This window comes from Marinoscillum luteum, assembly GCF_044005705.1.
Classification (GTDB): domain Bacteria; phylum Bacteroidota; class Bacteroidia; order Cytophagales; family Cyclobacteriaceae; genus Marinoscillum; species Marinoscillum luteum.
Genome location: NZ_JBIPKE010000015.1, coordinates 169749 through 193233 on the forward strand (window position 1 = coordinate 169749; position 23485 = coordinate 193233).

Consider the following 23485-nt stretch of genomic DNA (forward strand, 5'->3'; position numbering starts at 1 on the left):
CAAATGATTTTAGCCCGTCAATCAAATTGCTATATCTCTTACCATGATGTTGACTATGAAGCTTTACTTGATGGTCAATATGGAGTGGAGGAGAAAAATTGGCTCTCTGAAAAGGCCAAGTTGCTAAACGTGCTGAGTTCTGGTCTGGTCTTTAAAATTAGTGAATTGCAGTTGCCATTAGAAAGATCAAGGGCATTAGCCATCCAAACTGCCAGGGGTCTCAGTGATTCCTTGAAGGCCCTAGGCGCTCCTTCCGATATGTACGTAGAAGTGGACCATCTCCAGAAGACACATGTTGTCGATGGGCACAGCACACGCACCCTGATTCCACATCATGATGGAGGGCATGCCAGTTATTTAACTCCAAGTGTGCTTGATGTCCCTTCGTGGTCTCCTAAATGGCGTGTTTTTTCGGATAAAGGAGTCACATCCGATTCACACAAACTATATCAGGGTTTCTTCCTGCACCATGCTGGAGAGGGTGAAAGCCTTACTTCCTATTACGATTTACTCAAGGTCATAAGAGCATCCTACTTGTATCAACATCAAACCTCAGAAGTATCGATTCAGGAATTGCAGAATTGGCTAGGAGGTCATTTAATACGAGCTTTTGAGTTGCGAAGGAATTGGCACTTCAATTACATCAATCTGGGCACGGTGTTTGGATCACCAAAACCCGAACACCTGGCTACTGATATTCACTATATGGAAGCTCCTTTAAAAGCCGAGCAAAAAAGTTATTTTCCAGAAATCGCCACTTCAAAGGCTAAAGAATGTGACTCTGAAACTGAGTATGTTATGAATGAAATTTGTTCGATCACACTCGGTTTGGACTGGCAAGAATTCAGAAAGGAATATGAGAGTGCTCTTCAGAACACCACATTTGATTTTGTGATAGGGCACAACTTAAATTTGTTGCATGGAGGTCTAAACTCCGGATCAAAAAGGTTGCTCGAACCAATCTGCTTGGTAATGAAACACCCACTGACCCTCTCTTATGAGGAATGGTTGTCTAAAGCATGGAGAAAGCATCAACTACTATGGGGATAAAGATCCAACAAACTCGCCAGCAAAGTATTTTGAATCTTAGAGAGCTCGGAGGCATGACTACCTTAGAGGGTAAACGAATCAGGCACCAGAGAATCTATAGGTCAGGGAATCCACACAGATCGAGAACTATGAAGGATCCGTTTGAGCTACTAGAAATACAGCTGGTTATTGACCTTAGATCAATAGAGGAAAGGCAATTAGCCAAGTTCGTCCAGCAGGGTTCTCATAAATACCTCCATATAGCCCTTGACTTTGAATCCATGAGTCTAAACAGAAAGCTAACATCGCTGCTCAGTGGTGGCGTGCAGAGCGTTTACGATACTGAAACAATACTGAATTATATGAAGCTTGCTACTGGTAGCTTCGATTGGCTAAGTCTTATCTTCAAGCAACTAAGCAATCCTCAGAGTTATCCATTGCTCATTCATTGTGAACATGGAAAGGACAGAACCGGGTTTGTCATAGCATTACTCTTGAAACTATTGAATGTGTCAGACGAAAATATTGTCGAAGAGTACCTTCGCTCTAAACTCCCGCAGACGATTTACTCAAGAGTGTTCAGACATGACAGACATAAAAGTAAATACCTCTCGTTAGCTATGAGTCAAATTGAGAGAGAATATCGGAGTTGGCCTGCCTTTTTTGAGTTCGGATTGTCTTTGCAAAAGGACGAACAAGAGCAAATCAAATCACTTATATTGGAATAATCAACTACACAATGGAAAATGCTTAGATACGCCTATCATCATGCTGAAGAGTTGCAACGAGCTTTTACGCAGTACACCAAGGAAGATGAGATATTTATGTTCTTCTTCCCTTATCGATTTTTTCAATTGAGAATTGAACCTGACACATCTAAAAAACTCCAGTTTGTTAGTGTTGATCAGAGTGGTCAGGTGGTCGGAATGTTTATTATGAGAGTAGACTGGCATGCTCATCATGTTTATGATTTTGCATTCATCAATTTTCAGGCGCAAAAAGCAACGTTTTCTTTGGATTTGGCAAGATTGATAAAAAAGCTCTTTGAAGAATTTAAGTTTCGGAAGATCAAATATAAGGTGATCGTAGGGCATGATATTGAAGCCACTCATGATCGGTTGGCCATGAAGTATGGGAAAATAGTAGGGACTTTCAGGGAGGACATAAGACTAACCAATGGGCAATTGTATGATGTAAAGCATTATGAATTGTCCATTGATGATTATAGAAATTACCACAAATAACTAACACCGAAAATTAGTATTACTATTTGTTCGTGTCGTTTTCGGTTACTTCACCATTTAAAATAATAGGCAAACTCTCATCCGTACCCATTATCACAAGTTTCGTATTGGGCGATTCACCAAGGGCTCGAGTCACTTCCAAACCACGCCACTTAAGAATGGATATCCTTGAAATACTCTGAAAGGAATCAATACCAACTGCTTCTATCCGCTTTCGTTCTGCTTCCCTTCTTTCGGTCTCTAGAATGTAAGTGTAGGTTAGCAACTCTTGTTCGGCTACTATCTTATCCTCTATCCCTTCTGCCACTTTTTTAGGCAAAGAAATGTTTTTTATGAATATATCCTGAAATAGAATGTATGTTTTATCCCTTCCCTCCTCCCTCAAAAGAGTGTCTAAAATCACTTGATTGTTAATATCTGTCAATACTGAGTCAGATATCATTTGCTGTATGACTCTACGGTCTGTGTCATAGAGCTGTTCCAAATCATAGGAACTGATAATGTTTCTGGAGTCAGCTTCAACCTCCGGGGTAACCACTTTCTTGGCATAATCCGGGCCTATGAATTTGTGAAGAATGCCTAATGTATGTACGTTGGGACTGTACCTGAATGACACTTCAGCTTCTACCGTTAACCCATCTTTGGTTAACACAGTCAATAACCTGGATTCCTCTTGAAGCCGAACATCGTAAATGTATACCTTATTCCATGGTGGAATTACATGTATCCCCTCTCCAAAATAATAATCTGTCACTGTACCCCCATTGAAGAGCCTATAATAGACGCCTGCCTGACCGGATTGAATGATAATGAAAATCCTGGACGCAAAGAACAGGATCATCAGTACAATAAACATGACACAGACGGTTATTTCCAATGCATTGCTGGTTAACCATTCCTTTGTTTTTCTGAAATACCTATTGATTATCATAGTCCTCAGTCGTTTGATATTAGTTGCCCATCCTGGAGTTTATATTGCCGATCCGCTAAGTGAAAATAATTCTCATCATGAGTGACCACAATTAGGGTCTTTCCAAGTGCTTTAAGCTCGAAAAGGAGTTCTTCATAAAAAAACTTCTTGAAAATCGGATCCTGATCTGCAGCCACCTCATCAAACACATAGGCTTGCTTATCTTCCAACAATGCAGTAATTAAAGCCAACCTCTTACGCTGTCCTGTAGACAGCTTAATTTCGGAGAATGTGTTGCTTTTAAATTTGGTCTTGTGGTCAATTTTGAGCTTTGATAGCAAAATTTCAACCTTTTGCTCATCTATCAGCCCTAGGCCAAATAGCCGTTCGAAAAGATGAAAATCCGCAAAAATAACAGAAAACATCTCGCGGTAATGCTGATAATTATCCGGAGATATGGGGACGCCATCTTTGGTTATGATGCCGCTATCGGGATAATAAAGGCCACTTATCAACTTGAGTAAGGTTGATTTTCCCGAACCATTACCGCCCACTATAAAGGTGATATTTCCTTTGGGAATGGTCACACTGAAGGGGCCAACCTTGAAGCCATTGGACTCACTGCTGGGATATTCAAAATAAAGGTTCCCCAAAGCAATTTCATGCTGCAAATCCAAGGGGTTGTCCTTACCCACATGGTACTGATCGGTATTGCTTTTTGCGCTTCTAATACTTCGTTCCAAGTTCTCTATGTTTTCTGCCGATTGACTGGCTTCCAATATTGAGGGGATTGATCCTATGACTAGAGTAACTGGACCTATCAAAAACAGAATGGCTGCGGAAATCTTCACAATGTTTGGGTCTGAATATTCCTGAAGTTGCGGAATGACAAAAACCACCCCAATAAGTACAAGAAAGAATAAGCTTTCGGTAGCAAGCTGACTGGTTATATTGATGAACCGTGCTTTCACTCTGAACGTATTCACTTCACTGGCAGCCATACGATAGTGAATGTTGGCGTCATCACTTTTTTGGCGATTGATCTTGAGTTCTTTGAAACCATGCAGCATATCGGACAATGCCTGATAAAAAGCCGTATCCTTTCTGGCCACTTCTTTGAAAACAGTGGCGGCACTTTTATTATTATAGAAAAAAAACACCCCCCCTATTACAATACCGAGCAAGAGTATGACAAGAGCAGGTAGAGATATGGTACCTATGTAGATAAATGAAAACAACACCAACACCATAGCTTGAAGCGCTTTGATTAAATCAAGGGATGCCTCTGCAATACGCTGGGTGTCATCACTCATCCTGGCGTATATTTCCGAATTCCCCAAAGCCTCTACGGCAGATAGTTCAGCAAATCTTAGCTCATCGATGATCTTAATTCGAATGTCTTCAATAACATTCTGAATTTTTTTGGTTCCTTGACGTAAAATGTATCGTTGAGCGAGGAGAAAAAGCATAACAGCAAGGATACTGGCTAGAAAAATGAATGACCGATCCCCATCGATTTTCTCACTGGCTTTGTTGATTAGGACTAAGAGCATGGCATTGCAAACTCCGGACACCAAAATCATTAAGATCAGGCGCTTGGACTTCATGGCCTCATTTTGGAGCAGTTCGAGTAACTTCAAAGCTTTTTAGTAATTCATAGATGTGTAGGAACCGACCCCTAAATAAATGGATGTGAAGTGAATTTCAAGGACTAGGTACTGCTCGTCTTTCGGGTCAGAATAATCCCTAAAATCCCTACCAAAAGCGGTGTGAAAATCAGGCACAAAAAAAACATCAGATAAAACCCTCCTTTACGTTCTCTTAATAGCCCCGCAACCAAAAAGGAAAAAAACAAATAGATCAGCGGAAATATGACTGCTACTGCGCTCATATGATACGCTTTAGTTCAAAACGGAGCCAGTTGAGTCAGTCTCTTTCTTCACTAAATTCACATACGCAGATTTCACATCCTGCGCACGGAAATTGAGTAAGTCACCGCCAGAGGAGAAATGTGAATCGAATATTTTACCGACAGCATATGTGGATGCTCCATAGTAAGCCACTGCAGTAAGTCCGCCAAAGATAGTCCCTATCAATGGGATTGCTTTGAAGGCACTGGTGCCAACAGATGCAAAGGAGTTGGCCGGAATTGTAGTGATAAGTGACGAAATGGCTACTCTTAGGGCCTCGTCTTTTAGATTCTTCCCGTAAGTTCTTGCGATTTCATGAACCATTTTCACTTGGATACCAACTAAGGCTGCCAGATCCAGAACTGGCACAGGAATCAACCCTGCAACTGAGGCAACTGCAGCATATTTGTTGGTAATGGAGACAATTTGTTTATCATCAATGGATATTGGAGTACCTGAGCCTGTCCTCTCTTCAGTCTTTGACTTGGAGATCTTTTCGGTGATATTGTCCTGGTTTGTGGGATTTGACGGCATCTTCTTAAATGTTTGATTTACTTAAAGATAATAATATATACGTTATAAGCGAAACAGTAAATCAACTTTATTATAAACATAACGAGAAACGGCACCAATTCATGCTTGTCCCTACCTAAGCTCGGTTACTGCCTCTTTTTCTTTTTTATCAATATGGCTAAGCAGTTCCTCTGTAAAAAGCCTTATCTCAAAAATAAACCAATTTCTCCTGAGCGTCAGTTGTGAAAACTTAAGCGCCATCCAACTTAGAATCGAAATGGTCAAAAACCCTATGCGTGCTACCAGCATGAGGATTCGGAGGCTGTCCGTTTCCCGTAATTGATTTCCAGTGATCTCGTCATGAATCATTCCCCAGAAGAGGGTACTGAATGTACTGAGGAAAAACACCAATGAAGATATGGCTAGCAGCCACAAAAGCACCTTCAGGACCCAAAGGATTGGTGTATATATAAAGACGCTTGGGGAGTGCTCCCATAGTAGATCATAAGCGACTTTAAAATCAGTATACTTTTCTTTTCTCTTCATTTTGCGGCATGGTTGGTGAGCAAATTACTATTGAAGATAATGAAGTTTCTTTTGATTTGTACCAAATGGTTTTGATCAAAAGGTTAAGGGTCTTAACCAAATGCAAATAAGCTAACCTGAAAGCAATGCCATGGTGTGCCTTATGCCGGTATGCAGGGCTCCTAATTGAATAGTGACTTTGATAACCTCCTTAATATTAGGATCCTCCTTCCCCATCATTCGACACGGCAGTTTTGAAACAGACTGCAAATTTTGGCAAAAATCCGCCAGCTACGACCTGCACTCAGACAAAACAGACCTGGACCTGTATAATGGAGAAAAGGCTGGAATTTATGAGGATTGAGTACAAGCAGAAACCAGTTGGCACCCTGTAGCTCAACACAAATGAACTAATTGTCAGATAGAATCTCGTATAAAAGGAATAAGCCAATAAAGATCACCTTCGGACTTGATGTCCGTCAGCTATTCTGATCTGTAAAAAATTCAATTTTGGTATATCCAAATGAATCAAGTCATGGAGGTACCTCCTGGCATCGGGCTACGCACTGCGGCAATTGTTGCGTACAGTGCCCTCCCGGTTCACTTTGGTTTGACACCCTGATGATGGATATACGCGTAAAGTTTCTTGGAGGAGCGGGCTCAGTTACCGGCTCCAAATTCCTACTGACAGTAGATGACTACAACCTCCTGATTGACTGTGGGTTATTTCAGGGCTTGAAAGAATTAAGACTAAGAAACTGGGATAACCTCCCTGTGGACCCGGCAGTGATTGATGCAGTGGTATTGACCCATGCCCATATAGACCACTCTGGCTACCTGCCTTTGTTGTTTAAGAATGGTTTCAATGGAGAGATTCACTGCACGGAGCCCACCCTGGACCTTGCGGAGATCTTACTCATGGATAGCGCCAAACTACAGCAGGAAGAGGCGGAGTTTGCCAACCGCAAAGGGTACTCCAAACACGATCCGGCCATGGCACTTTACAAGGTGCAGGATGCCATAGATGTATTAAGCGCATTTAAGGCACACCCATTTGAAAAGACTTTCCGCATCCACGATCATATTGAAGTTCGGTTTTTTCATGCCGGACACATACTGGGTGCCGCTAGTATTGAACTGAAAATTTATACTAGTCAGGGCATCAAATCAATGGTTTTCTCAGGGGACCTGGGTCCTATGCACAGCCCCTTGCATGTAGCGCCTGCAGACCCTCCTGCCGCGGATGTGCTTTTTGTGGAGTCCACCTATGGCGGACGCAACCATCGACATCAGAACCTGGAAGAAGAGCTCAGACAATTGATCACCGAGAGTGACGAAAAAGGTGGGTGTATCTTAATCCCGGCCTTCTCTGTAGGCCGAACCCAGCTGATCCTCTATTACCTCTGGAAAATCTTCCAGAACATGAAATCCAGGCCCGTTTATGTAGACAGCCCTATGGCCATCAGCGTAACCCGCCTTTATAAGCAGTACAGTGCCTACCACAGACTGGAGGGTGACAGTGAATTTGGGCATCGCATTTTCGATGCGCCGTTTATCCACTATGTGAGAGAGCAAGGCAAGTCAAAGGTACTCAATACCATCCGGGACAAAGCAATCATTATCTCTGCCAGTGGCATGGCTACCGGGGGTCGGATTTTGCATCACCTCTACCACAGGCTCCCCAACGAACGGGATACTATCCTGTTTTCCGGTTTTTTGCCGGAAGGCACCAGAGGCAGAGACATTGCCAATGGCGAACCCATGGTGCGGATCTTTGGAGAGCAGGTAGCCGTAAAGGCTAAAGTACATGTGCTGGATGGACTATCAGCGCATGCCGATCAGGACGAGTTGGTGGAGTGGATCAGTCACATCAAGGAAGCTCCCAAGAAAACATTTATCATTCACGGGGAGAAAGAACAGGCTGAAGTTTTCAAAACCCGGCTACAGGGCCGTGGCTGGAATGTAATTATTCCGGCCTATTTGGAAACCTTTACCCTATTCGATCATGTTTAACCCTTTGAAATAAGCCCTTATGTCAAAGTTTAACGAACTTATCAATGGTGACCAGCCAGTGCTGGTGGATTTTCATGCTACCTGGTGTGCTCCCTGCCATACCATGGCCCCTATTCTGGAAGCACTGAAAACCGAGATCGGGAGCAAAGCGCGCATTATTAAAGTAGACATAGATAAGAATCAGGCGGCTGCCCGACAATACAACGTGCGCGGCGTGCCCACTTTCATTTTGTTTAAGAACGGTAAGCAGCTTTGGAGGCAATCCGGGGCCATCCCCAAACAAATGCTGGAGCAGGCCATCAATCAGGCTTTATGAATCCTTAACCTCCTCTCCGGTGGCTTTCCTACCACTGCCCAGTACCGAGTAGTAGTCTATAAATTCCATCTTAGGTCAATTACTTCTCTAACGTCACTAGCTCCAACACCATGATGGTTGGCATCATGATCACCTTTGTTCGGATAGAATTGGAAATAAGGCAGGCTTGTTCTGACTTTTGGAGCACCCGTTCCGCACGATGCAGATCCTTTTCATGATGGATGGTCACCCTTGGGGTCAGGATGATTTCGGTCATGAGGTATTTGCCCTCTACCTGCTCCAATTTACCCTTGGCAGGGCAACTAAAGTTGGTAAACTCCAGCTGAGAGTTCTCTGCTATAGCCAGAAATGTGGTCATCAGGCAGCTACTCACCGCTGCGGTAAACAGATGCTCTGGAGACCAGATGCCCGGCATGCCTTTTGGAAATTCTGGCGGAGTGGCTACTTCTATACAATTCTCCGCTGCCTGACCAACTTCGGGCGAACACATCACACCTTTCCGCTCATTGCTCCAGTTGATGTCAACGTTATAATAGTAGGGTTCCATAGTGTACGTGGTTTTAAATCAATACCACGGCAAACATCATGGAAAAGACCGACGCTGGAGCTGACGTTCGTCATGGTGATGCGGGATATTAATCAGAAGAAAGCAGTCCTCCCTTGTAGTGTATCAGATAGAGGTAAGGTAAGCCCATTTTGGAGCCTCCAGCCTCTTCGCGGAGCTCACTCAGCCTCAAGAGAAATGTATGACAACAAACATATGAAGCAGTGAGTCCTGTCAGTGTTAATGACGGCTATAATGGGGTCATTTGTAGAGAACATAGGCGTTTAGAGAAGAACAGGAACCTCCGTGCTCCAAAACAGAAATGATTCCAAAAACAAAAATGATACGACCATGAAAAAGAATATGGGAACAACAGATCGAAATATCAGAATACTCCTGGCTGTGAGTGTTGCTGTCTTGTACTATCTGAATGTCATGACCGGCCCTTTGGCCCTGGTTCTGATACTGATCATAGGTATACTCCTTGCTACGAGCTTCTTTAGTTTCTGCCCGCTTTACCTGCCTTTTGGGTACAGCACCCGTAAGAAACCCGAGAAAACGAAGCATGAAGTACACCCTTCCTGATGGATCAGGGAGACTCGTAATGAAACCGATTAGTCATTTTGTCAATTAGCTGCTCAGATTCCGGTATTTGGCCATCGCTGCGCTCGTCCAAAACCGGAATAACAGAGCGGCAAAAGGAACGCCATTCCGGCTTCTGAGGCACGAAGAAGACCGGAATCTGATGGATCAAGCAATATTTGTGTGGGCTATCACTAAATGGTTACATTTTGTGAAATCGAATTAATTCACTTTGAATTCGGAAAAATTAGGACGCAATGGAGGGTGGGGCATCCAAGGCAAGTGTGAATCATTTTGACACCAGAAAGTTGTTTAAAAAATGCCCAAAAACGGAGAGTCAAAATGATTTTTTGCGTTGGTGCCTTTTCTTTTGCTTCGTTTTCTTTGGGCAAGCAAAGAAAATGAAGGGTAAGTAGCCAATCGATTGGATTGAGTCATATGAGATGTCAGATTACGAATCACTATCCACCTTTAACTAATTACAATCTCCCCACAACTTTATTGCTTGATCCAATCTAATGGTTCCACCGTGCTCCTAGACTTGGGAATGGATGAATTAATTCAACAGGGCTTTATCACCAATCAGACTCCCGAAGGGCTAGACAAACCATCAGCCTGCAGTAGCCTGTCGCCTACCCAGCTGTTTCAGTAGTTGCAGATGGCCGGAAAGTGCTTTGGCAAATGTTCCCACACTTTTGTATGGTAGCCCAAACTCCATGGCCGTGTCCTTCACAATACCGGATACTTTGCGGTAGTGCACATGACAAATACCCGGAAAGAGATGATGCTCCACCTGAAAGTTTAACCCCCCCACCAGCCAGGTGAACCACCGGCTGTTGTTGGCGAAGTTGGTGGTGGTACGGAGCTGATGAATCGCCCAGTTATCCTGCAAGGAGTGATTCTCATCCGGCAAAGGGAATTCAGACCCCGTAATAACATGGGCCGGCTGGAAGATAATGGCCAGTATGAACCCTGTGATGTAATGCATCAGGACGATACCTATGATCACCTGCCACCAGAGAAAGGATGTAAAGATCAGGGGAAGCACAAAAATATAGCTGACATAGATCACCTTGGTGGTCATCAGTATGCTCCACTCCCGGATGGCATTGGACTTCTGACTCTTGATCAGGCCGTTTTTGTGATACCTCAGCAACTGATCAAAATCCTTGTAAAACATCCAAACGATCGTCATAAGCCCATAGAGCAGCCACGCATAGATAAACTGGTACTTATGAAACCACCTCCATTGGGCATGCGAAGAAAAACGCAGCGCACCCCGGGGACTAATGTCCTCATCTGCCTCATGCACATTGGTATAGGAATGATGCAATAGATTGTGCTGAACCTTCCAGTTGAAAGCATTGGCCCCAATGAGATTGAGCGAGTACCCAATCATCGAATTGACCCAGCGCTTATTGGCGTATGCACCATGATTTCCATCGTGCATTACACACAGTCCTATTCCGGCGAGTCCCAGCCCCATCAGCACGACCATGAGCAGCGTAAGGAGTGCTCCTGACACCACACCGCTCAGTATCAGCGCATATGGACCAAAATAAAGAGACATCATCACGATGGATTTGATGATCATCTCACGGTTGGCGTACCGGCTGATCTGGTTGATCTTGAAATATTCGTTGACGCGCCTGTTTAACGTGACGGTGAAGTCTCTGCGGCTATTTTGAAAAGTAATTTTATTCGAAGGATTCATTAGACTCAACTTTACATACCATTATCTTTTGCCAAAGGTCCTTCTTTATGGGACCTTTTCCATTACATTTTAAACCCTAATAGTTGTAAGTTTTTTGGATTCATCATGGTCAAAACCAGCCTGTCCGAACCAAATAACCTATTCAAGCCACTCTATGGAAGCGTTATTAGGGCTAACTTTGCCGTATGAAGCTCTACATCAAATACATGGTCAGCCTGCGGTGTAAATTGATGGTAAAAGAAGAACTGGAAAAACTAGGGCTGCATCACACCACACTTGACCTGGGAATGGTGGACGTACTGGAGGACCTCACCCCCACTCAGCATGATATATTGAAGGTAAATCTCCTGAAATCAGGACTGGAACTCCTCGATGACAAAAAGAGCATCCTCATTGAAAAAATCAAAAATGTGATCATTGAAATGGTCCATTACTCTGATGAGTTACCCAAGGTGAACTATTCGGACTATATCAGCGAAAAGCTGGGCTACGACTATACCTACCTCTCCAATATTTTCTCTGAAGTGAAAGGCACCACCATTCAGAATTTCATCATTATTCACAAGATCGAAAAGGTCAAGGAATTGCTTCTTTACGACGAGCTCAATCTCACAGAGATCTCCTACAAGCTCCACTACAGCAGCGTGGCGCATCTGTCCAACCAGTTTAAGAAGGTGACGGGCCTCTCACCCTCCTTTTACAAGCAGCTGCGCCAAAAACGAATGAATAACCTGGAGAACCTGGGCTCCCTCTGACAAGCATACTTCAGGCAGGATGTTCGGAGGGGATCACTCTTTGTCCTGTCTTACACATTCCATTCTGATCAGGCCAGACGGTAGTAGCGAAAATCTAGATAAATCTGAAAACCTGTAAGGGACTGTAATGATCTGGACAGCCATTGGTTCATACCAACTGATGCTCTACTAACTCTTCATTTTCTTTGCTTGCTCCGGGCCGCGTAGGCAAAGAAAACTTTTGGTGATCCAGCATAAAGGCACCAACCTGGTCGGTCGCACGCAAAAAATCATTTTGACTTATCGTATTTGTTCTTCCTTTTAGGAATTGATGGAGTCAAAATGATTCACAAGCCTTGGATGCCCCACCCGCCTTGCGTTGACTCTTTCTGAGTTTCGAGTAACTGTATAAAGATACCCACACACAACATTATTTAATCTCACAATCCCAAAGTGTGATCTATGTAACAATCATTCATTTCTATGTAATGAATGTACCTGCTCCTGTCCCGATCTTTATTCAAAATTACATTCACACCTCACAGCGTTTAAGAGCGCTCTAAACAGCCTGGATTATGAAAAAATTATTCCCGAGTATGCTCACACTTCTTCTGATTTTCACACTTTCAGGAATCAGCTATGCAGCAAAAGAACCCACTAAAACACCGATACCCATTACTCATCCTATCTCTGCAGAAGAATCTAATGTACTACTGCTGAGGTTGGACGAAATCAAAGCAATGGATAAGGCCGGGATGAACGCAATGGAAAAGAAAGCCCTCCGAAAAGAAGTGAAATCAATTCAAGGCAGGCTGGCCACTGGCGGCGTGTATATTTCTGCAGGCGCGCTTATTATCATCATTTTGCTCCTTATCATTCTACTATAGAAGGTCTATTTGATTTAAAGCAAAGGACATCAGAGGTCCAAATGGGAGCTCATAACATACAAAATAATCGGAGTTGACAGGCTCCTTTTTTTAGCAGAGATAAAATCACATTAATGGCCGAAATCGAAAAAGAAAAGGCCCTCACCATTGGGGGGATCATCCAGTACGTTCCAAATTCAGTAGTCATCAAAAACATCATTAAAAAGACATCCGGAAGAGTCAATGCTGTTTCCTTTGACGCTGGCCAGACCATGGTGGAAAAAATCATTCCGTTTGACACGTTCATTCAGGTAATAGATGGCCAGGCCCACATCGAAATCAGTGAGAAGTTGCATGTATTGGAAACGGGACAGGCCATCATCATACCTGCTCACGCTCCCAATACCATCCGGGCCAATGTCCGGTTCAAAATGATTTCTATGGTTATCAAAAGTGGCTACGAGGACGTACCGCTGATTTGATACACCTGATTACCATAACTACAAAAACCTATTTTAAATTACCAACATGAAAAAACACCTACTACTTTTGATCATGACTTTATCCCTGTCATCCATGGGATTTGCACAGGATTACACCACCGGAATCGGTATACGGGGCGGCTACTTCAATGGCCTCACCGTCAAGCATTTTGTTAGTGATCAGGCCGCACTGGAAGGCATCTTCACCAGCAGATGGAGGGGATTTCAGGTGACAGGCCTGTATGAGATTCATAACCAGGCATTCAACACCCCCAGACTCAACTGGTACTATGGTTTTGGAGCGCACATTGGATTTTGGGATGGCAACGAAACCAACTGGGGGAATCGCGGTGATAACTATACAGTGCTGGGGATAGATGGTATTCTGGGTATGGAATACAATTTCACAGAAATCCCTATCAACATCGGGATCGACTGGAAGCCCAGCATGAACCTGATCGGATATTCCGGTTTTTGGGGTGACGGTGGAGCCCTTTCCGTTCGGTATATTTTCTAGGTCGCAGGATCAACCAAACCCTGGAGAGGCTTGCTTATTGGTTGCCACACACCTGTGAATGATGTAATAATCCCCACGATAGATGTAACAACTTATCTGAATGATCTATCGATTTTTACCTGAAGGATGACATCAATCTCATTTTTAAACAAACTCCAAAATGTCCAAGACTAAGGGTAAAGAAGGAAAGGCAAAGTCTGATAAGACGGCCCCTGCGAAGAATTTAATGGAAAAGCGTGCGGCCAAGGAAGCCAAGCGAGAAGCTAAGAAGAATGACTGATTCAATCATTTCCAGGCTTATCTTGAAGAGGGGCAGGTGTAACATCCTGCCCCTTTTTGTTACATACCGGCCTGCTCCTGAAAATGTATGGGATAAATAAAAAAGATCAAGAAGTATTTGTGTGAAGTAACACGATGTAGTTTCAATATTTTGTAAACCGATTAATCCACCAGGATTCAGAGAAGCAAGGTCGTAAGGCGGGCGGGGCATCCAAGGCAAGTGTGAATCATTTTGACTCCAACAATTCCTAAAAGGAAGAACAAATACGATAAGTCAAAATGATTTTTTGCGTGCGACCGGCCAGGTTGGTGCCTGTGTGGTAACATCAGTTGTTTTCTTTGCCTACGCGGCCCGGGGCAAGCAAAGAAAATGAAGATAAGTAGCCAATCAATCGGATTGGGTCATATGAGGTATCAGATCACTACCATCATCTTTAATACAATCACCCTCAGGAATACCGTTCGATCCAATAAAAAACGCGAGGAGTCCTCGCGTTTGTCATATCTCACCCCTCCCTTACCCTATTGGATCAGGAAGGTGATCGGTACACTAAATTTCACATCTACGGCCTCTCCGTTTTGTTTACCTGGAGTCCAGTCGGGCATCAGGTTCACCACGCGTAGCGCTTCACCCCGCAAGAGATCATCCACTTCTTCGTAAGTATCCTCCGATGCAGTCACCCCGGTCACCTCACCACGTTTTGACACAATGAAATCCACAAACACCGTGCCCTCCATATCCGCTCTTTTGGCGGCAGCCGGGAATTCCAGGTTTTCCTTCAGAAACGCCTTCAACGCCGCCTCACCCCCTACATAAGCCGGATCTATTTCCGCCTTGTAATACACCCGATTGCCGGTGGTGCCTTCATAGTATTGGCTCGTGGCGATCAATTCGGCAAGTTCAGCCTTTCGCTTTTCTGCCAGTAGTACCCGCTCCTTCTCCACTTGTGCATGCCTTTCGGCGGTGGTCATTGGAGTAGTCGCCTTTTCTTTGCCTTCGGTACCACACCCCTGAACAAAAACCAGCAACAGGCCTAAAGCGCCAATGGTTAAATACTTTCTCATAGTTTGTTGTTTTAATTGGGCACAAAGGTGGCGCCTCATCTGCCCGGAAGTGTTACATAACATTGAGAATGAGTTGTATCTATCACACATCCATGGTCCATATTGACGCGGGGTTTTGTGAGGTATCGCTTATACTGTAGTTCGAAATTCAAAAAGTATCATCGCAATGCGGGCGGGCCATCCAAGGCAAGTGTGAATCATTTTGACTTGAGAAATTTCTAATAAGATCTTAACACGCTAAGTCAAAATGATTTTTTGCGTTGGTGCCCTTTCTTTTGCTTCGTTTTCTTTGGGCAAGCAAAGAAAATGAAGGGTAAGTTGCCCATCGGTGGGAATGAACCGATAGTGTGTCAGAAGATAACAGTCCCCAATCATTCAATACAATTTCCATCCGATTTTCGGACTTGATCATATCCAAACCCACCTCTTTCGCCTCTAAGTCCCCCCATGTGGCAGATTTGAAGATAGAATCCTCCGGAAGGTCGTTTAACCATAATGCTTAGGTTACCTTACCGGTTATGGATATTATACGAAGCTGGAGAGAGCAAAAAGTAATGCTGAAATGGAGGTATCCTATTCTGCAAGACCTGGACTTTGTCTTTGAAGAAGGAGAACGTGAAAAGATGTATTCAAAACTGGCCACCAAACTCAACAAGACCCGATCGGAGCTGGAAGTGCTCTTTGCAGACCTGCAACTGCATTAGTGACAGTCCTGAGAATGGGGAGCTTGATGGGAAGACCTCTCTAAAACGCAAAGATTCCGGTATTTTGAGTCGCTGCGCTTTGTCAAAAACCGGAATGACGGAGCGGAAAAGGAACGTCATCCGGTTTCTGAGGCACGAAGAAGACCGGAATCTTCTCCTGTCCGATGGTTCGAAGGAGCTCACCGTGACAGGTTCACAGGGCGATTTGGGGGCCACCAAACTCAACAAGACCCGATCGGAGTTGGAAGCGCTTTTTGCAGACCTCCAGCTGCATTAGTGACTGCCTTGAGAATGGGGAGCTTGGTGGGAAACCGCTCTAAAATGCAAAGATTCCGGTATTTGGCCATCGCTGCGCTTTGCCCAAAACCGAAATGACGGAGCGGAAAAGGAACGTCATCCGGTTTCTGAGGCACGAAGAAGACCGGAATCTTCTCCTGTCTAATGGTTCGACGGAGCTCACCGTGACAGGTTCAGAAGACGATTTGGGGTTTTATTCTCTGGCACGCTCGCCAGCAGTTCGGGTGTCTACCGTACATGTTTTCTTCACTCTCTCCTTCTACTCGATAGTGGGGTATGCCGCTGGTTGTCATGGCCGATAAAATCGAAAAAACCCCGTTCATTGCTGAACGGGGTCTTCATAAATTAAAAAAGATGACGATCAGGTTTCGGCAGGAGCCTCTTCTTCTACTGCACTTCCATCACTGACCTTTTCAAACTTCACCGTAGACAGGCGGTCACTCAGAAGGCCACTGGGTCTGAAGTTCACATTGAGTTTTTTGATGGTATGCTTACTTACCTTCTCGGGGGTATCCTGACCGATGCTGCTCAGAGATGGTGAGAATGACCCTAGTTGTCCCATATCAATGGTACGCCCCTCCGATAAATGCCGCACAGTCATCTGTAGAAACGCTTCCAAAACGGCCAGCACATCCGGAGTCTGCAGGGTATTCATCTCCGCAATCTCCTCTACAAATGTTCTTAAATCCACTTTCCGTCCTCTTACGATGGACGCATAGTACTTCTTAGGTCCGCCACCCTGTACACCGGGTGTGCCTTTGGCTATGGTTTTATACGAAACTGCCATAACATTAAAAAATTAAAAGGTTGAACAAAAAAAACAAATACCACCTTCGGATGTCTCCTGAGGTTGGTTTAATCATTTTAAATAGTAAGAGTGATTATTGTAGAGTTATGTTTAATGTTTCCAGTTTACGATGAAACGAAAAATTAGGTTGCCACAAAACGGTACTTTTTATCAGGTGCACTGTGGTCACACATGACTTCACTCAAAGTCACACGTGATTTCATCAAAAATCATACGTGGTTTTGTCTCAAATCACACGTGGTTTTAATCAAGAGCACACGTGACCAACAACCTTATCTGCTGTGAGGTCTACAAGAATATGAAGACCAATGAAAAAAGGCCGGATCTGCAAATCCGGCCTTTTCCTTTTTATGCGCTGCCTGATTACCTGGGGTTTTGAGGCATCCCCGACAGCTCTATCACCTCGTCGGGAATGGGCAGTACGTAGCGAGGATCTCCCGGCTCCAGGGTGTACATCTGCCCTTCCAATTGGCGATGCAGCGTGACAGCCAGCGCAGGTTCATTGGCGATCCGGCGCAAGTCCATCCAGCGGATGCCCCGATAAGGCAATGACTTATGGCGCTCCTCCATGATCAGCTGCTGAGCCTGCGTTTCACTTTCAGCAGTCAGGGGTTCGTAAGTGCCGCTTTCCCATCTGGTTATCAGCAAGGTATTTAGCGTATTCATGGCGTCATCCAACGCACCCAACCGTGCTTCCGCTTCCGCTTTGAGCAACATCACCTCGTCCACCGCCAACCCACTAAAGAGTCGTATGCTTCCGTCGTACGTGCCCTTGAAGGATACTCTCCCTTCATCCTTCTGATAAAACAAGGCCTTGCGCAGATCTCCGGGTGCATATTTCCCATAAAGCTCTGCATCCACATGCATCACCCGAAAAAGCGCACTCAATGGAGACATGGTGGCAAGAAAAATGACCTCTTCGTTCATTTGGGCAAATGGATAATCAGCCGCCGAATCGAGCTGATTGTAGTCCATCAGTTGGTTGGCAATCCGGAGGCACTGCGTGGCTGTGCTTAGCGCACTGTCGTAGTTGTTCATGTGCAGGTAGGCTTTGGCCAGCAGCGCATACCCCGCGGCCTTTCCCGGTCTGGTCTGCACCAGCGGTTCGTCCGGCAGCACTTCCACAGCTTTCCATACATCGGCAATGATCTGGTCGTAGGTCCGTTGTACGGTGGCGCGTTCTGAGCGAATGTTGATGTCTGACTCCAGCCGCAGCGGTATTCCCAGATCACTCAGGGCAGTGGCTTTGGCATAGGGCTTGCAAAACACCTGTGCCAACTGAAAGAATGCCCAGCTGCGATAAAAGAGCGCACTTCCGCGGATGTTGTTCCAGGCATCTTCATTGCCGGTGTCTTGGGTGATGCGGGCCAGTCCCTCCAGGGCCAGGTTGGCATTGAGAATGGACTTGTAGGGATAGTTCCAGCTGAAGCAGGATTCCCCCGCAAAGATGGTTTTATCCCATCGGTAGGCATTGCGCTGCTCTTCGGACGAGAGGGCTTGCCAGTCTTCATCTGCCAGGTAGTAATCGGTGGTACCCACTTCACCCAATGAAGGGGTGGTGGAAAAATTCATCTCCGAGGTATTGTCCAGCAAGGCCTGCAAGTCTTTGAGCGACGTGGGGATGACCAGCTGCTTATCGCTTTTGATCTCGAGCCAGTGATCCTGGCAGGCGGCGGTGCTCAGGGCTATCAGGAGCCACCAGCATGATCTTTTGATTGTCTTTTGCATGATATGATCTTTTTATGGTTTTAAAATGTGCCGTTGATGCCGATGGCATAGCTCCTCGGAATCAGGTAAGTAGTATTGGGATAGTCGGGGTCCAGTCCGCTGGAGGTGGCCGACCAGATCATGCCCAGGTTTTTAGCATACACAAATACCCTCAGCTTGCGCATAGGCAGCCATGACATCTGCTCATCACTCATTTCATAGCTAAGGTTGATGTCTTCCAGCCGGATATGATCTCCGGGCTCTATCATTAGCTCAGATGCCGTATAGACCTTATCACGGTAGGTGTCAGACTGTGCCGGTATGGAGGGCACCTGTGTGCGCTGCTCATCTCCTGGCTGCTGCCACCGACTGAGGTAGTCTATATGGCCCTGCCCGTTTTCAAACAAACGCTCATAGCTCAGGCCGCTTTTTCTAAAATAGTAGCCGGTTTTCCAGCTCACATTGACACTGAGGGTCAGCCCCTTCCACGAAAAGTTGTTCCTCACCGAGCCAAACAATGGCGGTACACTCACCCCATGGTATTTGAGGTCTGTCATCTCCAGGTTTCGCACATAATCGCGGTACTCTGTAGACAGCTGGTCTTCGATCATTACCTGCGGATCACCCGTGGTGGGGTCGAGTCCGTACCATGGCAAGCTGTACAGTGCGTCAATGGGCCTTCCTACCTGCGGCAATGAGGAAGTATTGAGTGCCAGCGCACTGGAGATGGTATTGTAGGTGATGGATTCGTTGTAAAAACTCAGGATTTCATTGGCGGTCCAGGTGGTGAGCAGGTCTGTGCTCCACGCAAAAGGCCCCTGTACATTGACGGTGTGGAGCTGCACGTCCACTCCCCTGGTGCGCGTCTCGGCAAAGTTGGTTTTATAAGATACCGGTGGCAAGGTGATAAACCCTGTAGTGGGGTCCAGTGGTGTGTCCCCGATCAGGTCATGGCCATGCTGCACATAGTACTCCAGGCTGCCCGAAATCCGCCGACCTTTTGTTTCAAAATCCACTCCAGCATTGACCATACCTATTTTCTCCCAGCGGAGCGCAGGGTTACCGGGATTGCGCAGCAATGCTATCGGCAGGTTGGTGACATTGTCTACCGAGTAGCGGGCCGTAGGAAAGGCCGTCACTGACTTATTGATGTTGCCGTTGTAGCCATAGGTGAGCCTGAAGCGCAGGTAAGGGAGCCACGACAGCCCGTAGAAGGCTTCATCACTCAGGTCCCAGCTCCCACCTACCGACCAGAGTGGCACCCCTTTCTGATTGGTCTTCACCCCAAAGAGGTTAGAAGCATCCCAGCGTACACTGGCCGTGAGCCCATACCGGTCGTGATAGGTGTAGGCGGCATTGCCATAGTACGAGACGTATCGGTCTATTTGCCCGCTAAAGTAATTGGTGGGTGTTGGTGTCCACGCATTGCCCCACGGCCGTACGGGGTACCGTGTGAGGTAGTCCAGGCTGGTATTGAAGGTGAGTACCTCGTCATCATAGCCATATACCTCCAGGCCACTGGCCACGCGCTGTACCTGGCGCACCTCAGCACCTGCCAGCCCCGAAAGGCGATGATCACCTACATGCTCACTGTAATTGAGCTGTGTCCGCAAAGCATGGGCCTGCTGATCGGTATAGCCCTCACTCAGGATAGCCCCCTCCGGAAAGACCCGGGTGCCGTCCTGCTGGGTGAACCGGTTGACCAAATGCCGCACCCGGTAGCTGTCTGCCGCTGTGAGGTCCCGCTGCTTACCTGCTATCTTTTGATACTGGTATTTCGCACTGACATTTAGCGCCGGGGTGAAGGCATATTGTGCACCCATATCCAGGCGGTATTCGGTATCCTTGGTTGTTTGGTCATTCAGCGCTTTTTCCTGCAGTGGCCGGTACATCCAGTCCAGCAGGCCTGCAGCTTCTGCCTGAGCGGCATAGGGCATCCGCAGGTCCCTGACCACTGGGAGCCAGTTGCCCTCATCATCGGCCAGCCGGGTGTAAGGATACGGCGTGGCCACCTCTCCCCAGCGCAGACCATTGCTGGTGGTACCATTGTGGATGATGTTGACACCTGCCTCCAGCTCCAGCGGAGTGATAGGCCGAAACCGGTTTTTCAGGCTCAGGGTGAGGCGATTTCGGTCGTTGCCATCGATGGAGGTCTGGTTTTGATCATATCCCGAGGAGAAGTAGTAGGCATTCTTTTGGGTGCCACCCTCCATACTCAGGGCATATTGCTGCCGAACGCCCGGACGATAAAAATAGGTTTCGGCCTCATCTCGCACGTCGTAGGTGGCCAGGGTAGCCAGCTCGCTTTGCAGCTCCGCATCGCTCAGTGCTCCATCGCGGTGCTGCAGCAGCAGCTCCACCACGGGAGACAGTGGATACTGCCGGGTACTGCTGGCGGTGCTGTTGTAAAAGCCACTGTCAAACAAGGTGCGCTCTACGCCGATGAAGTCTGCCGCTGGCAGGTAATCGGGTGAATAGTGCAGGTCCGGACGCTCACTTACGGTCACATTGCTGGTGAAGTGTACCGTGAGGGGGCGCTCGTACCCGCCCTTTTTGGTGGTGAGCACGATCACCCCATTGGCTGCCCGTGCACCCCAGAGTGACGCAGCTGCTGCGTCTTTGAGGACCGTCACATGGGCGATATCATTCGGGTTGATGCTGCTGATGTCCCCTTCGTAGGGGAAGTTGTCCACCACGATCAGCGGGCTGTTGTCAGAGTCGATGCTGCTGACTCCCCGGATGCGAAGGCTACGAAAGTCCTCGCCATAGGTGTCTCCGGCCAGCCGCTTGTCAAACAGCAAGCCGCTGGTGACTCCCTCCAGCCGCGAAATGATGTCCATGCCTGTGGAGCGGGTGATCAGCGCCTCGTCGATGTGCTCAAAGGAGCCTGTAGCGCGTTCGGCAGGAATCTGCTCATATCCGGTGGCGTATACTTCCACCAGGCCCAGCATTTCCACCCCCTCCGTCAGACTCACAGTGATGCTGCTCTGGCCGTTGCGGTCTGCCTCGAGGGTTTCATAGCCGATGTACGAAAACACCAGTGTGGCCTCTTCTGGGCAGGATAAGGTAAATGCCCCGTTGGAGTCGGTAATCACACCATTGGTGGTGCCTTTGCTGACGATGGTCACCCCTGGCAGGGGCTGTCCGTCGTGTGCGGAGGTAACGGTCCCTTTCAGCACCGACTGGCTATAGCCGGGCCAACAAAACGTCGCTACCAGAAGAACAAATGGTACTACTTTTTTCATGGTTTTATGGTTTGGTTTTGGTTTGTGTAATGCGCCTGATCGGCGATGACCAGCATTTCCATGGTCATTTCTTTTTCCATCAGCCCCAGCCCGAAGGCCCGCAGGGCAGTATTCACCTGCTCCAGGTCCTGCAGCCCACAGGTGAGGTGCAGGTCTACGTGCCCCTGATATCCGGTGGCATTGACCACCGGCATCCCCAGGTAGTGGTGGCGGTATCCGATGCTGGCAGTCAGCAGGTTGATGGATTTGTTTTCCAATATGAGGTGATCTGCGCCCACATCCACCCGGCCTTTTCCGCCACGGGTGACACAGGGCAGCGAATCCCCCAAGGCCACCAGCGCCAGCACGGTAACTTCCCGTGCCTCCAGCCGGCCGGAGATCCCCCACTGTGAGCCAAAGTAATGGTTGAGGTCCTGCTGCATTTGCTCCTGAAACTGACGGATCGTTACCTTGCTGCCTGCGGGAAAGGCAATGTTGTAGCAGAATGTAGCATGCTCCCGCCAGTGATAGAGGGCCTTGTCGTGGGTGAAATCCCCAGTGATCTCCCCTGCCGGCCCTTCCACGAGCGCCTTCAGGGAGTCGCTCATTTCCAGCACCCGGTAAGCCCCCACGGGATATTCGGGCCGGTGAAAGGCGCGGTTGTACAGACTGGCCACGGAGGCGTTATAGACCAACCAGCTGTGGTCTGTGCGACGGTAGCCCCCGGAGCCATTGGGCAGCGGGCCGGTGATGGCGGACTGATAGAGGGGCTGCACCTCCGCACTGTCCCGGGCCAGCAGGGGCTGTGTGAGGTCTACGGGCCGATCAGCCTTCACAGGCGCCTGCAGGTGATGCGCTGCCAGCACGTGCTGCACATTGGCCGCTGTGGCATACTGATAGTGAGTGATGGCTCGTACTTCTCCTGCCTGCACCCACACCTGATGAGGTACGGTATGGTGTGGAAAGACCTCATGAAGCACCGTATCTCCGGCCACTACGGGGAGCGTCCAACCGTGCTCATGAAAGGCATCGGCCACTTCGGCTTGCGGCTGAGCGGTGACGAGAATGATCTCCAGCTCGTTGGCAAACTGCGCCTGCAGGGCCTGCAGCTGGTCAATGGAGCGCACACAGGTGCTGCAGTGAGTGGAGATAAACTCCAGAATGAGCAGCTTGTCTTTGGGCCATGTGAGCGGGGTGTGATTTTCGCCCATGCTTGCGACGGCTTTGATTTCAGGTAGCTGATCTCCTATACTCAGGGGCTGTATTTTCGGTGGTGCACCGGGTCTGGAAAGTAAGCTACTGGCCAGGGCAATGATGATGATCACGATGCACAGGATAATGATTGGGATAAATTGTTTCATGTTTTTAGTGGATGGGTTTTGGGTTATTGGCTGTTGGCTTTTGGCGCTTGGCGTTTAGCGCTTAGCGTTTGGTTATTGGCGCTTGGCGTTCAGCGCTCGGCGCTTAGCGTTCGGCGCTTAGCGTTCAGCCCTTGGGCCAGA

Annotated in this window: 24 protein-coding genes; 13 read left to right on the forward strand and 11 right to left on the reverse strand. The window is 47.2% G+C overall.

The features are described from left to right. The first annotated feature begins 3 nt into the window (after positions 1-3). From ACHKAR_RS08485 to ACHKAR_RS08495, 3 genes are read left to right on the forward strand one after another with little or no spacing between them, the layout of a single operon-like run. A complete protein-coding gene (locus tag ACHKAR_RS08485; RefSeq protein ID WP_395417032.1) occupies positions 4-1050 on the forward strand; it encodes a hypothetical protein in 1047 nt (348 codons plus the stop codon). Then, positions 1041-1757, forward strand: coding sequence for a tyrosine-protein phosphatase (locus ACHKAR_RS08490; RefSeq protein ID WP_395417302.1), 717 nt, complete (start codon positions 1041-1043; stop codon positions 1755-1757). Before ACHKAR_RS08485 ends, ACHKAR_RS08490 begins: the two co-directional genes overlap by 10 nt. An 18-nt stretch (positions 1758-1775) precedes the next feature. After that, the gene (locus ACHKAR_RS08495; protein WP_395417033.1) at positions 1776-2273 is read left to right on the forward strand and encodes a hypothetical protein; all 498 of its coding nucleotides are present in this window, start codon (positions 1776-1778) and stop codon (positions 2271-2273) included. A gap of 22 nt (positions 2274-2295) precedes the next feature. On the opposite strand, the gene ACHKAR_RS08500 is transcribed toward ACHKAR_RS08495, so the two are convergent. The 4 genes from ACHKAR_RS08500 to ACHKAR_RS08515 all read right to left on the reverse strand — a co-directional run bounded on the left by ACHKAR_RS08500 (position 2296) and on the right by ACHKAR_RS08515 (position 6152). Then, the gene (locus ACHKAR_RS08500; RefSeq protein WP_395417034.1) at positions 2296-3129 is read right to left on the reverse strand and encodes a prohibitin family protein; all 834 of its coding nucleotides are present in this window, start codon (positions 3127-3129) and stop codon (positions 2296-2298) included. An 80-nt stretch (positions 3130-3209) separates the two neighbouring features. After that, the gene (locus ACHKAR_RS08505; RefSeq protein ID WP_395417035.1) at positions 3210-4823 is read right to left on the reverse strand and encodes a cyclic peptide export ABC transporter; all 1614 of its coding nucleotides are present in this window, start codon (positions 4821-4823) and stop codon (positions 3210-3212) included. Between the two features lie 261 nt (positions 4824-5084). Then, on the reverse strand, positions 5085-5627 hold the full coding sequence (locus ACHKAR_RS08510) for a YcjF family protein (RefSeq protein ID WP_395417036.1): 543 nt from the start codon (positions 5625-5627) through the stop codon (positions 5085-5087). A gap of 111 nt (positions 5628-5738) precedes the next feature. Then, positions 5739-6152: a hypothetical protein gene (locus ACHKAR_RS08515; RefSeq protein WP_395417037.1), complete on the reverse strand. Its 414-nt coding sequence runs from the start codon at positions 6150-6152 to the stop codon at positions 5739-5741. Positions 6153-6752: 600 nt separating this feature from the next. Here ACHKAR_RS08515 and ACHKAR_RS08520 point away from each other — a divergent pair. Together ACHKAR_RS08520 and trxA are read left to right on the forward strand one after the other, a co-directional pair. After that, on the forward strand, positions 6753-8144 hold the full coding sequence (locus tag ACHKAR_RS08520) for an MBL fold metallo-hydrolase RNA specificity domain-containing protein (RefSeq protein ID WP_395417038.1): 1392 nt from the start codon (positions 6753-6755) through the stop codon (positions 8142-8144). A 19-nt stretch (positions 8145-8163) separates the two neighbouring features. Further along, the gene (gene trxA / locus ACHKAR_RS08525) at positions 8164-8460 is read left to right on the forward strand and encodes a thioredoxin (protein WP_395417039.1); all 297 of its coding nucleotides are present in this window, start codon (positions 8164-8166) and stop codon (positions 8458-8460) included. 79 nt (positions 8461-8539) lie between these two features. Here trxA and ACHKAR_RS08530 read toward each other — a convergent pair whose 3' ends face one another. After that, entirely contained in the window at positions 8540-9007 is a 468-nt protein-coding gene (locus tag ACHKAR_RS08530) for an OsmC family protein (RefSeq protein ID WP_395417040.1), read from the reverse strand. A 348-nt stretch (positions 9008-9355) separates the two neighbouring features. Between ACHKAR_RS08530 and ACHKAR_RS08535 the strand changes: the two genes are divergently transcribed. Then, positions 9356-9589 (forward strand): YgaP family membrane protein, encoded by a 234-nt coding sequence (locus ACHKAR_RS08535; protein WP_395417041.1) that lies wholly within the window; start codon positions 9356-9358, stop codon positions 9587-9589. 607 nt (positions 9590-10196) lie between these two features. On the opposite strand, the gene ACHKAR_RS08540 is transcribed toward ACHKAR_RS08535, so the two are convergent. Further along, positions 10197-11300, reverse strand: coding sequence for a fatty acid desaturase family protein (locus ACHKAR_RS08540; protein ID WP_395417042.1), 1104 nt, complete (start codon positions 11298-11300; stop codon positions 10197-10199). Between the two features lie 185 nt (positions 11301-11485). On the opposite strand from ACHKAR_RS08540, the gene ACHKAR_RS08545 reads away from it, so the two are divergent. From ACHKAR_RS08545 to ACHKAR_RS08560, 4 genes are all read left to right on the forward strand, one after another. Beyond that, entirely contained in the window at positions 11486-12055 is a 570-nt protein-coding gene (locus tag ACHKAR_RS08545) for a helix-turn-helix domain-containing protein (RefSeq protein WP_395417043.1), read from the forward strand. A gap of 554 nt (positions 12056-12609) precedes the next feature. Then, positions 12610-12921: a hypothetical protein gene (locus ACHKAR_RS08550; protein ID WP_395417044.1), complete on the forward strand. Its 312-nt coding sequence runs from the start codon at positions 12610-12612 to the stop codon at positions 12919-12921. A 113-nt stretch (positions 12922-13034) separates the two neighbouring features. Next, positions 13035-13382, forward strand: a complete 348-nt coding sequence (locus tag ACHKAR_RS08555; RefSeq protein WP_395417045.1) for a cupin domain-containing protein — start codon at positions 13035-13037, stop codon at positions 13380-13382. A gap of 46 nt (positions 13383-13428) precedes the next feature. Continuing rightward, entirely contained in the window at positions 13429-13899 is a 471-nt protein-coding gene (locus ACHKAR_RS08560; protein ID WP_395417046.1) for a hypothetical protein, read from the forward strand. Between the two features lie 801 nt (positions 13900-14700). Here the strand turns inward: ACHKAR_RS08560 and ACHKAR_RS08565 are convergent. Further along, positions 14701-15243, reverse strand: coding sequence for an energy transducer TonB (locus tag ACHKAR_RS08565; RefSeq protein WP_395417047.1), 543 nt, complete (start codon positions 15241-15243; stop codon positions 14701-14703). A 518-nt stretch (positions 15244-15761) separates the two neighbouring features. Between ACHKAR_RS08565 and ACHKAR_RS08570 the strand changes: the two genes are divergently transcribed. From ACHKAR_RS08570 to ACHKAR_RS08580, 3 genes are all read left to right on the forward strand, one after another. After that, entirely contained in the window at positions 15762-15947 is a 186-nt protein-coding gene (locus ACHKAR_RS08570; protein ID WP_395417048.1) for a hypothetical protein, read from the forward strand. A 94-nt stretch (positions 15948-16041) separates the two neighbouring features. Further along, positions 16042-16224: a hypothetical protein gene (locus tag ACHKAR_RS08575; RefSeq protein ID WP_395417049.1), complete on the forward strand. Its 183-nt coding sequence runs from the start codon at positions 16042-16044 to the stop codon at positions 16222-16224. A gap of 94 nt (positions 16225-16318) precedes the next feature. After that, entirely contained in the window at positions 16319-16546 is a 228-nt protein-coding gene (locus ACHKAR_RS08580; RefSeq protein ID WP_395417050.1) for a hypothetical protein, read from the forward strand. A 59-nt stretch (positions 16547-16605) separates the two neighbouring features. On the opposite strand, the gene ACHKAR_RS08585 is transcribed toward ACHKAR_RS08580, so the two are convergent. The 4 genes from ACHKAR_RS08585 to ACHKAR_RS08600 all read right to left on the reverse strand — a co-directional run bounded on the left by ACHKAR_RS08585 (position 16606) and on the right by ACHKAR_RS08600 (position 23344). Then, positions 16606-17031, reverse strand: coding sequence for an HU family DNA-binding protein (locus ACHKAR_RS08585; protein ID WP_395417051.1), 426 nt, complete (start codon positions 17029-17031; stop codon positions 16606-16608). Between the two features lie 384 nt (positions 17032-17415). Beyond that, the gene (locus ACHKAR_RS08590) at positions 17416-18780 is read right to left on the reverse strand and encodes a RagB/SusD family nutrient uptake outer membrane protein (protein WP_395417052.1); all 1365 of its coding nucleotides are present in this window, start codon (positions 18778-18780) and stop codon (positions 17416-17418) included. A gap of 20 nt (positions 18781-18800) precedes the next feature. Further along, positions 18801-22004 (reverse strand): SusC/RagA family TonB-linked outer membrane protein, encoded by a 3204-nt coding sequence (locus ACHKAR_RS08595; protein ID WP_395417053.1) that lies wholly within the window; start codon positions 22002-22004, stop codon positions 18801-18803. Further along, positions 22001-23344 carry a redoxin family protein gene (locus tag ACHKAR_RS08600; RefSeq protein ID WP_395417054.1) on the reverse strand — a complete coding sequence of 448 codons (1344 nt, stop codon included), beginning with the start codon at positions 23342-23344 and terminating at the stop codon, positions 22001-22003. The genes ACHKAR_RS08595 and ACHKAR_RS08600 overlap by 4 nt, the downstream gene beginning before the upstream one ends. Positions 23345-23485 lie beyond the last annotated feature (141 nt).